This window comes from Pseudomonas oryzihabitans (genome assembly GCF_001518815.1).
In the GTDB taxonomy this organism is placed as follows: Bacteria; Pseudomonadota; Gammaproteobacteria; order Pseudomonadales; family Pseudomonadaceae; genus Chryseomonas; species Chryseomonas oryzihabitans_E.
Map to the genome: position 1 here is coordinate 1702663 of NZ_CP013987.1, position 12717 is coordinate 1715379.

A 12717-nucleotide genomic window follows, 5' to 3' on the forward strand; every position below is an offset into this window, starting at 1 on the left:
CGAGAGAGAGTGTCATGTTCCAAGCGCAGCCCATTTCCCTGCAACGTGGTGCGCTGCGCCTGGATCCGCTGACGGAAGGCGACGTGCTCGAACTGGTCGGCCTGGCCGAGCGCAATCGCGAGGCGCTGCATTATCTGAGCGGACCGTTGCGGCCGGACTGGTACCGTCTGGCGCTGGCCGAGCAGCGCGAGGGGCGAGCCTTGCCCTTTGCCGTACGGATCGCCGACCGGCTGGTGGGTACGACCCGCTTCGCCGACTTCCTGCCCGCCTTGCCCGCCGCCGAGATCGGCTGGACCTGGCTCGATGCCGAGCAACACGGCAGCGGCCTGAATGGCAACATCAAGTACCTGATGCTGCGCCATGCCTTCGAGCACTGGCAGTTGGTACGGGTACAGCTCAAGACGGCAGCGACCAATCTCCGGTCCCAGGCGGCCATCGAAAAGCTGGGTGCGGTGCGCGAGGGGCTCTTGCGCAATCATCGGCGCTTGGCGGACGGTCGGCTGGACGACACCATCATCTACAGCATTACCGACCGCGAGTGGCCCGAGGTGAAGGCGCGACTGGAGGCGTCCTTCAACTAGCGGCAACGTCTGGCCGACCGTTCGTCGCTGACCATCGCTACGCAACGGGTCTGCGCCGCTTGTTTGGCGCCGCTATTCCGGCGGCCGTCCTTTCTTGTCCAACAGTTTTCCGCAATACGGCCGACATGCCTGCTCAATGGTACGAGTTCGCCTGTCTCCTTTCGCGGATCGCTGTATGTCTTCATTGTCACCTTCCTCTGCGCTGCGCACGCTCAGGGTCGTCTGGCCCTTCGTCATCATCCTGTCCTGCCAGGCGCTGGTAGCCATCTTCAGCCTGCAACTGCTGTCGACGGTGCGCGCCTATGTGTCCGCGGAAAGCCTGTGGAGCAAGAGCCTGGGCAACGCCATGCTGTCGCTGGGTGCCTACCTGGATGAAGGACGCCTCGAGGCCTATCAGGACTATCTGGCTTCCATCAGCGTCAATGACCTGGATCGTGCGGCGCGCACGGAACTGGATAACGGCGGAAGTCCTGCCGAAGCCGCGCGCCTGCTGCGCCTGGCCGGCAACAGCCCGGATGACATCGATGGGCTCATCACCCTTTTTCGCCTGGCCCGACACGTCGAACCGTTCGAGGGAGTGATCGCCCGCTGGCAGGTCACCGATCCCTACATGGACGAGTTCCAGGCCCTGGCGCGGACCAGTTTCGAATTGATCAGGCTACAGGGGCCGGGGCCGGCGCTGATCCCGTTGAAGCGCCACCTGCTGGATTTGCACGACCGCATGATGCCGGAGACCGTAGCCTTCTCGGAGCGCCTCGGCCTGGCGTCACGGCAGATGGTGCGCGGGCTGTTCATCGCCAATGTGCTGGTGGGTGCACTGCTGGTCCTGCTGGCCATCTGGCGCATGCACAGCCTGGTGCAGCAGCGCTGGCGTTCCGAGCAGGCACTGCAGGCCGAGAAGGAGCACATGCAGGTCATCCTGGCTTCCATCGGCGATGCGGTGCTGGCGCTCAATGCCCAGGGGCGGCTGCTCTATCACAATCCGGCGGCGGCGCGTCTGCTCGCCAAGCCTGAACTGGCAGCCGGCACACCGGTCAATCACCTGTTCGATATCCAGATCGAGGACCAGCCGGGGTCGACGCGCCCGCTGGCCGAGCGGCTGCTGAGTCAGGATTGGCGGGCCGGCGACGAACCCCTGGCCCATCAACTGGTACTCACCGAAGGGACCCGTATCCCGGTGGCGCTGACGGTGAGCGCGCTGCCGCGTGGCGAGGCCGGCACCGGGGTGGTGCTGGTGATGCACGACCAGACCCGGGAGCGAGCCTTCCTGCACGATCTGGCCTGGCAGGCGAGTCACGATGCCCTGACCGGGCTGCTCAATAGGCGCGAGTTCGAGACCCGGCTGGAGCGCCTGCTGGCCAATCCAGAGCTGGTCTGCGCGTCGCTGCTGTTCATCGATCTCGATCAGTTCAAGATCGTCAACGACACCTCCGGGCACTTCCACGGCGATCGGCTGCTGCGCCAGCTCTGCGAGTTGCTGGGTGGTCAGCTGGGTGAAGACGACTGCCTGGCGCGCCTGGGCGGTGATGAATTCGGCGTTCTGCTGGAAAACCGTACGCCGGCTGAGGCCGAGGCCGTGGCCGAACGACTGCGTTGCTGCGTCGGTGCTCTCCAGTTCGAGGCTGCCGGGCAGGGCTTTCGCGTCGGCTTGAGCATTGGCGTGGTGCACCTGGGTGGTCATGCCCTGGCGCCGGAGGAGGCCCTGCGGCTCGCCGATCTGGCCTGCTACGCCGCGAAGGACAAGGGCCGCAATCGCATCCAGGTCTTTGCGCCAGGTGATGTGGAGCTGGACCAGCGTCATGGCGAAATGGCCTGGGTGCAGCGCCTGCACCGGGCGCTGGCCGAGGACAGATTCCGCTTGTTCGTCCAGCCGATCCTGGGTTTGCGCAGTGAGACCGTAGCGGATCGCCATGTGGAGGTGCTGATGCGGCTGGAGGAGGGCGATCGACTGATCGCGCCAGGCGTCTTCATCCCGGCGGCGGAACGCTATGGGCTGATGCCGGACCTGGATCGTTGGGTGATCGCCGCGGCGCTGGCCCGCTTCGCCGAATTGCCCAACGGGCTGCTCGATACCCTGGCCATCAACCTGTCGGGTCATTCCCTGGGCGAAGCGGGCCTGGCCTCGTTCGTCAAGCAGCAGCTCCAGCGCTGGCAGATCGCGCCGGCACGGATCTGCTTCGAGATCACCGAAACCAGCGCCGTGGCCAATCTGGATGCGGCGCGGCAGTTCATGGACGAATTGCGTGGGCTGGGGGTGAGATTTTCCCTGGACGACTTCGGCGCCGGAATGTCGTCCTTCACCTATCTCAAGCACCTGCCGGTGGACTACCTGAAGATCGATGGCAGTTTTGTCCGCCATCTGCTGGAGGATGCGGTGGACAGCGCCATGGTCGAGGCGATCAACCAGCTGGGGCATCTCACCGGCAAGAAGACCATCGCCGAATTCGCCGAGAACGACGCGGTGATCGCGGCGCTAGGCGCCCTGGGCGTCGACTATGCCCAGGGCTACGGCATCGCCCGGCCGCAGCCCTTTACCGAAGACACCTGCCAGGCACTGCTCCGGCAGGTGTGGTGCGAGCCTTCAGGCGCGGCCGTCGTCGTCCTTGAAGCGGCGGAAGAGGGTGGCCAGTAGCGCGCCTGAGATGTTGTGCCAGACGCTGAATAGGGCGCTGGGCACCGCTGCCAGTGGCGAGAAATGCGCGGTGGCCAGGGCGGCGCCAAGACCGGAATTCTGCATGCCGACTTCCAGCGCCAGGGACTTGCGCTGGGCCAACGGCAGCTTGCAGAACTTGCCGGTGAGATAGCCGAGCAGGAAGCCGAAGCCGTTGTGCAGGATCACCACCGCCATGATCAGCAGGCCGGACTCGGCGATGCGCGCCTGGCTGGCGGCCACCACTGCGGCGACGATCACCACGATGCTGACCACCGAGGCCAGCGGCAGCACCTCGACCAGCGCGCCGACCCGTCGGCCGAGCAGGCGCTGAGCGACGAGGCCCAGGGCGATGGGCAGCAGCACCACTTGCAGGATCGACCAGAACAGGCCGCCAAAGGAGATCGGCAGCCAGGTGGAGGCCAGCAGCCAGATCAGCGCCGGGGTCAGCAGGGGAGCCAGCAGGGTGGTCACGGCAGCGATGGCTACCGACAGCGCCAGGTCGCCCTTGGCCAGCCAGGTCATGACGTTGGACGCCGTGCCGCTGGGGCAGCAGCCGACCAGGATGACGCCCACGGCGATCTCTGGCGGCAGGTGAAACAGCTGGCACAGCGCCCAGGCCACGCCCGGCATGATAACGAAGTGCGCCACCACGCCCAGCAGCACTCGCCAGGGGTGGCGACCGACGGCGGCGAAGTCCTCGACCTTGAGGGTCAGGCCCATGCCGAACATGATCATCCCCAGCAGCGGCACGATGGCGACGCTCAGGGGCTTGAACACGGCGGGAGCGAAAAACGCCAGCAGGGCGGCGAGCAGCACCCAGAAGGCGAAGGTATTGCCGACGAAGCGGCTGAGGGCGGCCAGGGCGCGCATGGCAAACTCCTTTTTGTAAGGACAGAAAAAAGGCCGGTCTGCGCCGGCCTTGATTGAAGCTTACAGTCCCTGGGGCAGCTCTTCGCCGCCCAGGGCTTCGATCAGCTGTGGCAGGAATTCCGCCAGGGTCATCATCATCAGCACGAAGCTGGCGTCCTGCTGGCCGAGGGCGTCTTCGCCACCGTCCTGTTCGGCCTGGTCCTGCAGCAGGTCCTCGAACTTCAGGCGCTTGATGGTGACCTTGTCGTCCAGCAGCAGGGCGAGCTTGTCTTGCCAGGCCAGGGCCAGCTTGGTGACCAGCTTGCCAGCGCCCAGGTGGTTCTGGATCTCTTCGCTGGTGAGGTCCTGGCCTTTGCAGCGCACCACGCCGCCATCTTCGCCGGCGTCGCGCAGTTCGCACTCGTCGAGAATATAGAGGCCGTGGGTGGCGTCACCGGCCTTGACCCAGTCGGTGAAGGTGGCCATCGGCGCCTGCTTGACGCCCAGCGGCCGTACCGGCAGCGAGCCCAGGGCATCGCGCAGGGTGGACAGCAGGTCCTCGGCGCGCTTGGCGCTGGAGGCGTCCACCAGGATCCAGCCCTGCTTGGGATCGATGGCGGCATAGGTGGTCTGGCGACGAATGAAGGCGCGCGGCAGGAAGGCCTGGACGATCTCGTCCTTGATCTGCTCCTTCTCCTTCTTGTAGACCTTGCGCATCTGCTGGTTTTCGATCTCGTCGACCTTTTCCTGAACGGCTTCCTTGACCACGCTGCTGGGCAGGATGCGTTCTTCCTTGCGCGCGGCGATCAGGAAGAAGCCCTGGCTTTCGTGTACCAGCGGCAGGTCCGGGCCCTTGCCGAAAGGGGCGACGAAGCCATAGGTGGACAACTCCTGGCTGGCACAGGGGCGCGCCGGTTTGGCGGCGAGGGCGGCGTCGAGGGCTTCGGTCTCGAAGGCGACTTCCTGGGTGAGACGGTAGACGAGCAGATTACGGAACCACATGGTGTCACTCCCAAAAACGAAGCGCGCATTATCCGCGTCGCCCGCCCTGGAGGCCAACCCCGGATCGCGGTGGTCGTCGGGAATGCCGGCTTTCTCTGACAGCTCCGGAGCGCAACGCTAAGCCTTTGGAAGTGCTGGGAAAATTTTTTTCAAAAAGGGGTTGCCAGGTGGGAAACCCCTCCGTAGAATGCGCCCCACTTCGAGAGCAAACGGGTGATTAGCTCAGCTGGGAGAGCATCTGCCTTACAAGCAGAGGGTCGGCGGTTCGATCCCGTCATCACCCACCACTCGAGGTAATGCGCAGCGGTAGTTCAGTCGGTTAGAATACCGGCCTGTCACGCCGGGGGTCGCGGGTTCGAGTCCCGTCCGCTGCGCCATTTAAAGGTTGTCTGGTCCTGAACGCCAGCAACCATCGAAAAGCGGCCCTAGTGGCCGCTTTTTCGTTTGGGCGCGATTTTCCTATCGTGCTTTCTCGCGTTTTTCCTTCCTTATATGAATTGCTTGGGTCGATGGGTTTCCACCTTGGCCTGATCACCCGCGCGTGGAAAACGCTGCGCGTTAATCGCGGCCATGGGCCGCTCCTACAGGGTGTCACGCGCTTGTAGGAACGGCTCATGGCCGCGATAGGTGGGGCAAGGTGCGAACTCAGCCCCTTATTGCATCAAGTACCGCTTCCAACGGGTGGCGGAGGCGGCGATCGTCGATGCGCTTGACCTGGCTGCGGCAGGAGTAGCCGGTGGCCAGGGCTTCGCCCTGTTCGGCCGGTACCGCCAGGGCGCGGGCCCAGGACTGGTCGTAGATCACCTTGGAGGTCGCCAGATTGCGCGCCTCGTGGCCGTAGGTGCCGGACATGCCGCAGCATCCGGTGCTTTCCGGCTTGAGTCCGAGACCCAGGCGCTCGAACACCTGCTGCCATTGGCTGACGCTGGCCGGGGCGTTGGTCTTTTCGGTGCAATGGCCGAGCAGGCGATAGACCTTGTCACCGACCACCTGCTGCTCTTTCGGCAACACCTGCAGCAGCCACTCCTGGGGCAGGAGCACCTCGGGCATCCGGGCGATGCCGGGGACCTTGGGGTATTCCTGGCGATAGACCAGGGTCATGGCCGGATCCAGGCCCACCAGCTTGACGCCGAAGCCGGCCAGGCTGGCGAGCCCCGCCGCGTTGCGCCGCGCCGTGCGTTCGAAGGCGCCGAGGAAGCCTTGTACCTGCAAGGGTTTGCCATTGGCGCGATAGGGCGCTAGGAACACCCGCTGGCCCAGACGGGCAGCCAATTCGAGAAAGGCGGCGGTGAGTGGGGTCTCGAAATAGCGGGTGAAGGCGTCCTGCACCAGGACGAGGGTCTTGGCGCGTTCTTCGTCGCTCAGTGCCAGCAGCCGCTCCGGGGTAGCGATCTGTACCTGCCATTGCTGCATGACCGGCGCCAGGTCGAAGCGGCTGAGCAGGGGGCTGTCGACCATGCCGATGCGCTCCGCGAACAGCCGCTGGATGGGCGTGGCGCCCATGACGGCGTTGTAGAGGCCGGGTGCACGGGCGAACGCCGGCAGGCTGAATTCCAGCGAACCTATCAGGTAGTCGCGCAGGGGGCGCAGGTAGCGACGGTGATAGAGCTCGAGAAAGCGCGAGCGGAATTCCGGCACATTGACCTTGATCGGGCACTGGCCCGCGCAGGACTTGCAGGCCAAACAGCCGGCCATGGCGTCATAGACCTCGTGGGAGAAGTCCGCCTCGGCCTGACGGCCATTGCGCCAGCGCTGGGGCAGGGCCTTGAGCCAGTTCAGGGCGCCACGCGGCGCCGGGGCCAGGACATCGATGCCGGCTTGGCCCTGCAGGCGCAGCCATTCGCGGATCAGGGAGGCACGGCCCTTGGGGGAGTGGACGCGCTGGCGGGTGGCCTTCCACGAGGGGCACATGGCGTCGTCGGGATCGTAGTTGTAGCAGGCGCCGTTACCGTTGCAGTGCATGGCAGTGCCGTAGCTCTGCCAGACGCGCTCGTCGAGGGTGCGGTCCAGTTCGCCCCTGAGGGTCACGCCATCGACCTTGAGCAGTTCGGCGCCGCTGGCGAGCGGGGTGGCGATCTTGCCCGGATTGAGCTGGTTGTGCGGGTCGAAGGCGCCCTTGAGCGCCTGCAGGGCGGGATAGAGATCGCCAAAGAAGGCCGGCGCATATTCCGAGCGCACGCCCTTGCCGTGTTCGCCCCAGAGCAGGCCGCCGTATTTCTGCGTCAGTGCGGCCACCTGGTCGGAGAGGGGGCGGACCAGCGCCGCCTGGCGCGGATCCTTGAGGTCCAGCGCCGGGCGCACGTGCAGCACCCCGGCGTCGACGTGGCCGAACATGCCGTATTGCAGGTTGTGGCCGTCGAGCAGGGCGCGGAATTCGGCGATGAAGTCGGCCAGGCGCTCCGGCGGCACCGCGGTGTCCTCGACGAAGGGCTGCGGGCGGATCTCGCCCTGGACATTGCCCAGGAGCCCCACGGCGCGCTTGCGCATGGTGTAGACACAAGTCACGGCATTGCGCCCGATGGCCAGGGTGTGGCCCAGACGCTCGACGGTGGGGTCCTGGCGCAGGTGCTCCAGAAAGCCCTGGACGCGGGCGTCCACTGCCTCGGGATCGTCGCCGCTGAATTCCACCAGGTTGATGCCCAGGGTGGGGCGCTCCACATCCTCGGGAAAGTATTCCGCCACGCTGTGCCAGACGATGTCCTGCATGGCCAGCAGCAGTACCTTGGAGTCCACCGTCTCGATGGACAGCGGTTTCAATTCGATCAGGGCGCGGGCGTCGCGCAGGGCATCCATGAAGCTGCCATAGCGGACGTTGACCAGCACCGAGTACTTGGGAATCGGCAGGACATTGAGCTTGGCTTCGGCGATGAAGGCCAGGGAGCCTTCGGCGCCGCAGAGCACGCTATTGAGGTTGAAGCGACCGTCCGGCTCGACCAGGTGCGCCAGGTCATAGCCGGTCAGGCAGCGGTTGAGCTTGGGAAAGCGCGCCTCGATCAGTTCGGCCTGATTCTCGGCGATGTCCCGGGCGCAGCGGTAAACCGCGCCGGTGCGGTCCTGGCGGGCGCAGAGGGCGTCCAGCTCGGTGTTGTCCACCGGGCGACTCTCCAGGCGTTCGCCCCCGATCAGGTAGGCGTCCAGTTCCAGTACGTGGTTGCGGGTCTTGCCGTAGGTCACGCTGCCCTGGCCGCTGGCATCGGTGTTGATCATGCCGCCGAGGGTGGCGCGGTTGGACGTCGACAGTTCCGGGGCGAAGAACAGCCCGTGGGGCCTTAGTGCGGCGTTGAGCTGGTCCTTGACCACCCCGGCCTGGACCCGTACCCAGCCCTCTGCAGCGTTGATCTCCAGGATCCGGTTCAGGTGGCGGGAGAGGTCGACCACGATGCCGTCGGTGAGCGACTGGCCATTGGTGCCGGTGCCCCCGCCGCGCGGGGTGAGGACCACGCCCTGGAAGCGCGACTCGCCCATCAGTTGGGCCAGGCGCTGGACGTCGGCGCTGTCCTTGGGAAACACCGCCGCCTGGGGCAGGCGCTGGTAGATGGAGTTGTCGGTGGCCATGATTGTACGGCTGGCATGGTCCGGTGCGATCTCACCCTGGAAACCGCTGGCGGCGAGGGCGCTGAGGAAGTCGGTGTAGGCGGCGGCGAGGGGCGCCGGGGCCGGCAGGCGGGCGATCATGTTCATCAGGCGGGCTCTCTGGCGGCGGATGGCCGTCTCCTTCAGCGAACGAAGGAATGGCATCGACCTTTTCTGGCTATAGTAGGCATTCTCACCACAGCGCGCCGGGGCCACAACCGAAGATTCCGCCGCCTATGCCGGAAGATCCTGAATGAATCACCGTCGCCTGACGCCCTCCATGTCGCTGCTGCTGGCCTTCGAGGCGGCGGCGCGCCACGAGAGCTATACCCGGGCGGCCGAAGAGCTGTCCTTGACTCAGAGTGCCGTAGGGCGCCAGGTGCAGGCGCTGGAACAGTTGCTGGGTCTGACGCTGTTCCGCCGCGAAGGCCGGCAGATCGTGCTTACCGACGTGGGCCGCGCCTATAGCCGTGAGCTGGGCTTGGCCCTGGGGCAGATCCGCAGCGCCACCCTGCAGGCCATGGCCTTCGCCTCCGGGCAGGGCACGCTGCGCCTGGCGGTGCTGCCGACCTTTGGTTCCAAGTGGCTGTTGCCACGCCTGGGTGACTTCTACGCTGCCCATCCCGGCATGCTGGTGCACCTGCATTCGCGCATCCAGGCGGTGGACTTCGCCGCCAGCGAGATCGATGCGGCTATCAGCGTCGGCAGCGGTAACTGGCCTGGGCTTTGTGCTCATCCGCTGCAGGCCGAGCAGCTTGTGGTGATTGCCAGCCCGACGACGCTGGCCGAGTTGCCGGATGCGACGCCGGCGACCCTGGCTGGCCAGCTGCTGCTGGGCGTGGCCAATAATCCCCAGGCCTGGGGTGAATGGTTCCGCCACCATGAGCTGCCCCATCGGGCCATGCGCCCGGGGCCGAGTTTCGAGCTGACCTCGCACCTGATCCAGGCGGTGCGCGCCGGTATCGGCATCGGGCTGGTGCCGCGGGTACTGGTGGAGGACGAGCTGGCCCAGGGCGAGCTGCTGGCCTGCGGTCCGGCGCTGGTCAGCCGGCGCAGCTATTACCTGGTCTATCCGCCGCGCAACGAAGGGCTGCCGTCGCTGCAGGCCTTTCGCCAGTGGCTGCTGGCCGAGATTAACGAAGGAGAGGGGCAGTCATGAGCAAGCCGGGACAGCGGGTACTGGCCGCGCTGCGGCAGATGATTCTGTCTGGCGAACTCACGGCGGGCGAGCGGCTGGCGGAGATTCCCACCGCCGAGCGCTTCGCCGTGTCACGCATGCCGGTGCGCCTGGCCCTGCGCACCCTGGCCCAGGAGGGCTTGCTGGAGCGCAGCGGCGCCCGGGGCTATCAGGTGCGCGCGCTGACGGGCGCCGATCTGGAAGGCGCGGTGGAGGTGCGCGGCGTGCTGGAAGGCCTGGCCGCGCGCCAGGCGGCCGAGCGCGGCCTGGATGCGGCCACGCGCGCCACGCTGGAAGACTGCCTGCGCCGTGGCGATCGGCTGTTCGCCAAGGGCCATGTGCGGCTGGAGGACCTGGAGGGCTATCACGATCTCAATCGGGCGTTCCACCAGGCCATCGTCGCGGCCAGTGGCAATCCGGCCATCGCCGTGGCCCTGGGGCGTCACGAGCACCTGCCCTTCGCCTCGGTGAGCGCCCTGGCGGTGGATGCCGAGGATCTCGACCGCGAGTACCGCCGCTTCAATTTCGCCCACCTGCAGCACCATGCGGTGTTCGACGCCCTGGTGCGCGGCCAGGGCGCCCGCGCCGAGGGCATCATGCGCGAGCATGCCCAGGCGACCCTGGGGTACGCCCGGTGGTTTGGCGGAAACGAAGGCGAGGCGGGGGCGATGAAGGTGCTGGTGTAGGCAAGGCTCCCTCACCCTAGCCCTCTCCCAGAGGGAGGGGAGGGTCTGCCTGGGTCGTCAGAGATCCAGTACCAACCGCTCGCCCTTGGCCCGCGAGCAGCAGGGGGTGAAGCGATCGTTGGCGGCGTGCTCGGCTTCGGAAAGAAAGAGGTCGCGGTGCTCGGGTTCGCCGGCCAGCACCGGGGTCAGGCAGGTGCCGCAGAGGCCCTGGCCACAGGAGACCGGCAGGACGATCCCGAGGTCGGCCAGCACCTCGACCACGCTGCGCTCGGCCGGTACCTCCACGCGGCGTCCGCTGCGCGCCAGTTCCACCTCGAAGGGCCGTTGCTCGCCCTGGGCGGCGGGGTCGGCGGCGAAGTATTCGCGGTGGATCTGCCCGGGTTGCCAGCCCTGGGCCTGGGCGGCGTCCACCACGGCGGCCATGAAGCCCACGGGACCGCAGACATAGAGGTGGTCGTCCGGCGCCGCCGGGCCGAGCAGATGCTGGAAGTTGGGTCGCAGCGCCGGGTCGTGCTGGTCGAAGTGGACCCTGACCTGGTCGGCATAGGGCCGCGCCTTGAGCCAGGGGATGAAGGCGGCGTGCTCGCGATCTCGCACCAGGTAGCGCAGGCTGAAGCGCGCGCCCTGCTGATGGAGCTGCTCGGCCATGGCCAGGATCGGGGTGATGCCGATACCACCGGCCAGCAGCTGGGTGCGGCGCGCAGTGGGGACCAGCGCGAAGAGGTTGCGCGGCTCGCTCACCTGCAGGCGATCACCTACCTCCAATTCATGCATGGCCTGGGAGCCGCCGCGGGAGTCGGCGACGAGGAGCACCGCGAGGCGATAGCGAGTCGGGGCGGGCTCGGGTGCGGTGCAAAGCGAATAGTGGCGGACCAGGCCGTCTCCCAGAGTGATCTCCAGGTGGGCGCCGGCGCTGAAGCCGGGCAGCGGGCCACCGTCGGCGCGGGCCAGGTCGAAGGCCAGGATGGTCGGGGCTTCACGTTGCACGGCGGTGACGATCAGATCGAGCATGACTGTCTCCTAGGCGATCTGCCGGACCGGGATGCCGGTGGCGGCCTGTTCGGCGGCCAGCAGGCGGTCGATGATCTGCCGCGACTGCACGCCGCCGGCATCGATATTGAGCTTGAGCAGCCCGCGTTCGGGATAGCGCAAGAGGTTCTGCTGCTGGCGCTCGAGCATCTCCAGGTCTTCGCCGAAGATCTTGCCCTGGCCCTCGCGGATGCTGGCGGTGAGTTCGGCGTCCTCCGCCTTGAAGTTGCGTGCCATCCCCCAGAAGTACCAGATGGAGGTCTCGGTCTCGGGGGTGATGAAGTCCACCACCACGCTGGCGGCCTTGACCGCCGCCGGCGCGTCGTAGCCGCCATGGCCGGCATGGGCCACGCCTACTTCGATCATCACGTGGCTGGGCGGGGTGAAGCGGCAGATCTGCCAGCGATCCACCGGGACGTCATCGGCCAGGCCATTGCCACGCAGGGCCATGCGCCAGAAGGGCGGGGCGGAGATGTTTTCCATGTGCCGGCTGGTGATTACCTCGTCGCCCTCGACGCGGGTGGCTGGCGGCGCCTCGTCGATCTCCTTCTGGCCGATGCTGGAGGCATGGACGTAGGTCTCGTGGGTGAGGTCCATGAGGTTATCGATCATCAGTCGGTAGTCGCACTGGATATGATACAGGCCGCCGCCATAGGCCCAGTCGGGGCTTTCGGCCCATTCCAGATAGGGAATCAGGGCCGGATCGGCCTTGGCCTGATCACCTGGCCAGACCCAGATGAAGCCGTGCCGCTCCACGGCGGCATAGGGGCGTACCGCGGGAAAGACGCCGACCCGCTGGCCTGGCATGCCCAGGGTCTTGCCGCCGCAGCCCATTTCCAGGCCGTGATAGCCACAGACCAGGGTGCCGTCGCGGACGAAGCCCAGCGACAGCGGCGCACCACGGTGCGGGCAGAAGTCTTCCAGCGCCACCACCTGGCCGTTGGCGTCGCGATAGAAGACCAGGGGCTCGCCGCAGATCTGCCGGCCGAGGGGCTTGTCTTGGACTTCGTCGGGGGTGCAGGCGACGTACCAGGCGTTCTTCGGGTACATGATTGGAACCTCTTGTTGTTGTCTATTGGATCCAATAATTGATTGGGGTACCCAAGGGTGTCAATGCGGTTAGCCCTGGTGGGGTAGCGGTTGCTGGTCGATAATCGCCCGGTAAAT

The 12717-nt window shown here is 66.5% G+C and carries 9 protein-coding genes and 2 tRNA genes; 6 read left to right on the forward strand and 5 right to left on the reverse strand.

Annotated features, from left to right (window positions below; translation table 11 throughout):
• The first annotated feature begins 14 nt into the window (after nt 1-14).
• Nucleotides 15-581: a GNAT family N-acetyltransferase gene (locus tag APT59_RS07700; RefSeq protein WP_059314313.1), complete on the forward strand. Its 567-nt coding sequence runs from the start codon at nt 15-17 to the stop codon at nt 579-581.
• 175 nt (nt 582-756) lie between these two features.
• Nucleotides 757-3213: a putative bifunctional diguanylate cyclase/phosphodiesterase gene (locus APT59_RS07705; protein WP_059314314.1), complete on the forward strand. Its 2457-nt coding sequence runs from the start codon at nt 757-759 to the stop codon at nt 3211-3213.
• Here the strand turns inward: APT59_RS07705 and APT59_RS07710 are convergent.
• Both APT59_RS07710 and rdgC read right to left on the reverse strand, forming a co-directional pair.
• On the reverse strand, nt 3163-4104 hold the full coding sequence (locus APT59_RS07710; protein WP_059314315.1) for a bile acid:sodium symporter family protein: 942 nt from the start codon (nt 4102-4104) through the stop codon (nt 3163-3165). The two genes, APT59_RS07705 and APT59_RS07710, sit on opposite strands and share 51 nt — an antisense overlap.
• A 60-nt stretch (nt 4105-4164) precedes the next feature.
• A complete protein-coding gene (gene rdgC / locus APT59_RS07715) occupies nt 4165-5085 on the reverse strand; it encodes a recombination-associated protein RdgC (protein ID WP_059314316.1) in 921 nt (306 codons plus the stop codon).
• A gap of 211 nt (nt 5086-5296) precedes the next feature.
• Between rdgC and APT59_RS07720 the strand changes: the two genes are divergently transcribed.
• Both APT59_RS07720 and APT59_RS07725 read left to right on the forward strand, forming a co-directional pair.
• Nucleotides 5297-5372 (forward strand) — tRNA-Val (locus APT59_RS07720).
• A 13-nt stretch (nt 5373-5385) separates the two neighbouring features.
• Nucleotides 5386-5462: transfer RNA gene (locus APT59_RS07725), tRNA-Asp, on the forward strand.
• A gap of 268 nt (nt 5463-5730) precedes the next feature.
• Here the strand turns inward: APT59_RS07725 and APT59_RS07730 are convergent.
• The gene (locus tag APT59_RS07730) at nt 5731-8760 is read right to left on the reverse strand and encodes an FAD-binding and (Fe-S)-binding domain-containing protein (RefSeq protein WP_059316846.1); all 3030 of its coding nucleotides are present in this window, start codon (nt 8758-8760) and stop codon (nt 5731-5733) included.
• 151 nt (nt 8761-8911) lie between these two features.
• Between APT59_RS07730 and APT59_RS07735 the strand changes: the two genes are divergently transcribed.
• Both APT59_RS07735 and APT59_RS07740 read left to right on the forward strand, forming a co-directional pair.
• A complete protein-coding gene (locus APT59_RS07735; RefSeq protein ID WP_059314317.1) occupies nt 8912-9817 on the forward strand; it encodes a LysR substrate-binding domain-containing protein in 906 nt (301 codons plus the stop codon).
• Entirely contained in the window at nt 9814-10521 is a 708-nt protein-coding gene (locus APT59_RS07740) for a GntR family transcriptional regulator (protein WP_059314318.1), read from the forward strand. The genes APT59_RS07735 and APT59_RS07740 overlap by 4 nt, the downstream gene beginning before the upstream one ends.
• Before the next feature lie 57 nt (nt 10522-10578).
• Here APT59_RS07740 and APT59_RS07745 read toward each other — a convergent pair whose 3' ends face one another.
• On the reverse strand, nt 10579-11532 hold the full coding sequence (locus APT59_RS07745; protein WP_059314319.1) for a PDR/VanB family oxidoreductase: 954 nt from the start codon (nt 11530-11532) through the stop codon (nt 10579-10581).
• 9 nt (nt 11533-11541) lie between these two features.
• Nucleotides 11542-12600, reverse strand: a complete 1059-nt coding sequence (locus APT59_RS07750; protein ID WP_059314320.1) for an aromatic ring-hydroxylating oxygenase subunit alpha — start codon at nt 12598-12600, stop codon at nt 11542-11544.
• Between the last annotated feature and the right edge of the window lie 117 nt (nt 12601-12717).

What these genes read in the sequence shown, in the direction of transcription:
- APT59_RS07700 (WP_059314313.1), top strand. Translation starts at nt 15, where the DNA reads ATGTTCCAAGCGCAGCCCATTTCCCTGCAACGTGGTGCGCTGCGCCTG.
- APT59_RS07750 (WP_059314320.1), bottom strand. Translation starts at nt 12,600, where the DNA reads ATGTACCCGAAGAACGCCTGGTACGTCGCCTGCACCCCCGACGAAGTC.
- APT59_RS07740 (WP_059314318.1), top strand. Translation starts at nt 9,814, where the DNA reads ATGAGCAAGCCGGGACAGCGGGTACTGGCCGCGCTGCGGCAGATGATT.
- APT59_RS07710 (WP_059314315.1), bottom strand. Translation starts at nt 4,104, where the DNA reads ATGCGCGCCCTGGCCGCCCTCAGCCGCTTCGTCGGCAATACCTTCGCC.
- APT59_RS07730 (WP_059316846.1), bottom strand. Translation starts at nt 8,760, where the DNA reads ATGATCGCCCGCCTGCCGGCCCCGGCGCCCCTCGCCGCCGCCTACACC.
- APT59_RS07705 (WP_059314314.1), top strand. Translation starts at nt 757, where the DNA reads ATGTCTTCATTGTCACCTTCCTCTGCGCTGCGCACGCTCAGGGTCGTC.
- APT59_RS07745 (WP_059314319.1), bottom strand. Translation starts at nt 11,532, where the DNA reads ATGCTCGATCTGATCGTCACCGCCGTGCAACGTGAAGCCCCGACCATC.
- rdgC (WP_059314316.1), bottom strand. Translation starts at nt 5,085, where the DNA reads ATGTGGTTCCGTAATCTGCTCGTCTACCGTCTCACCCAGGAAGTCGCC.
- APT59_RS07735 (WP_059314317.1), top strand. Translation starts at nt 8,912, where the DNA reads ATGAATCACCGTCGCCTGACGCCCTCCATGTCGCTGCTGCTGGCCTTC.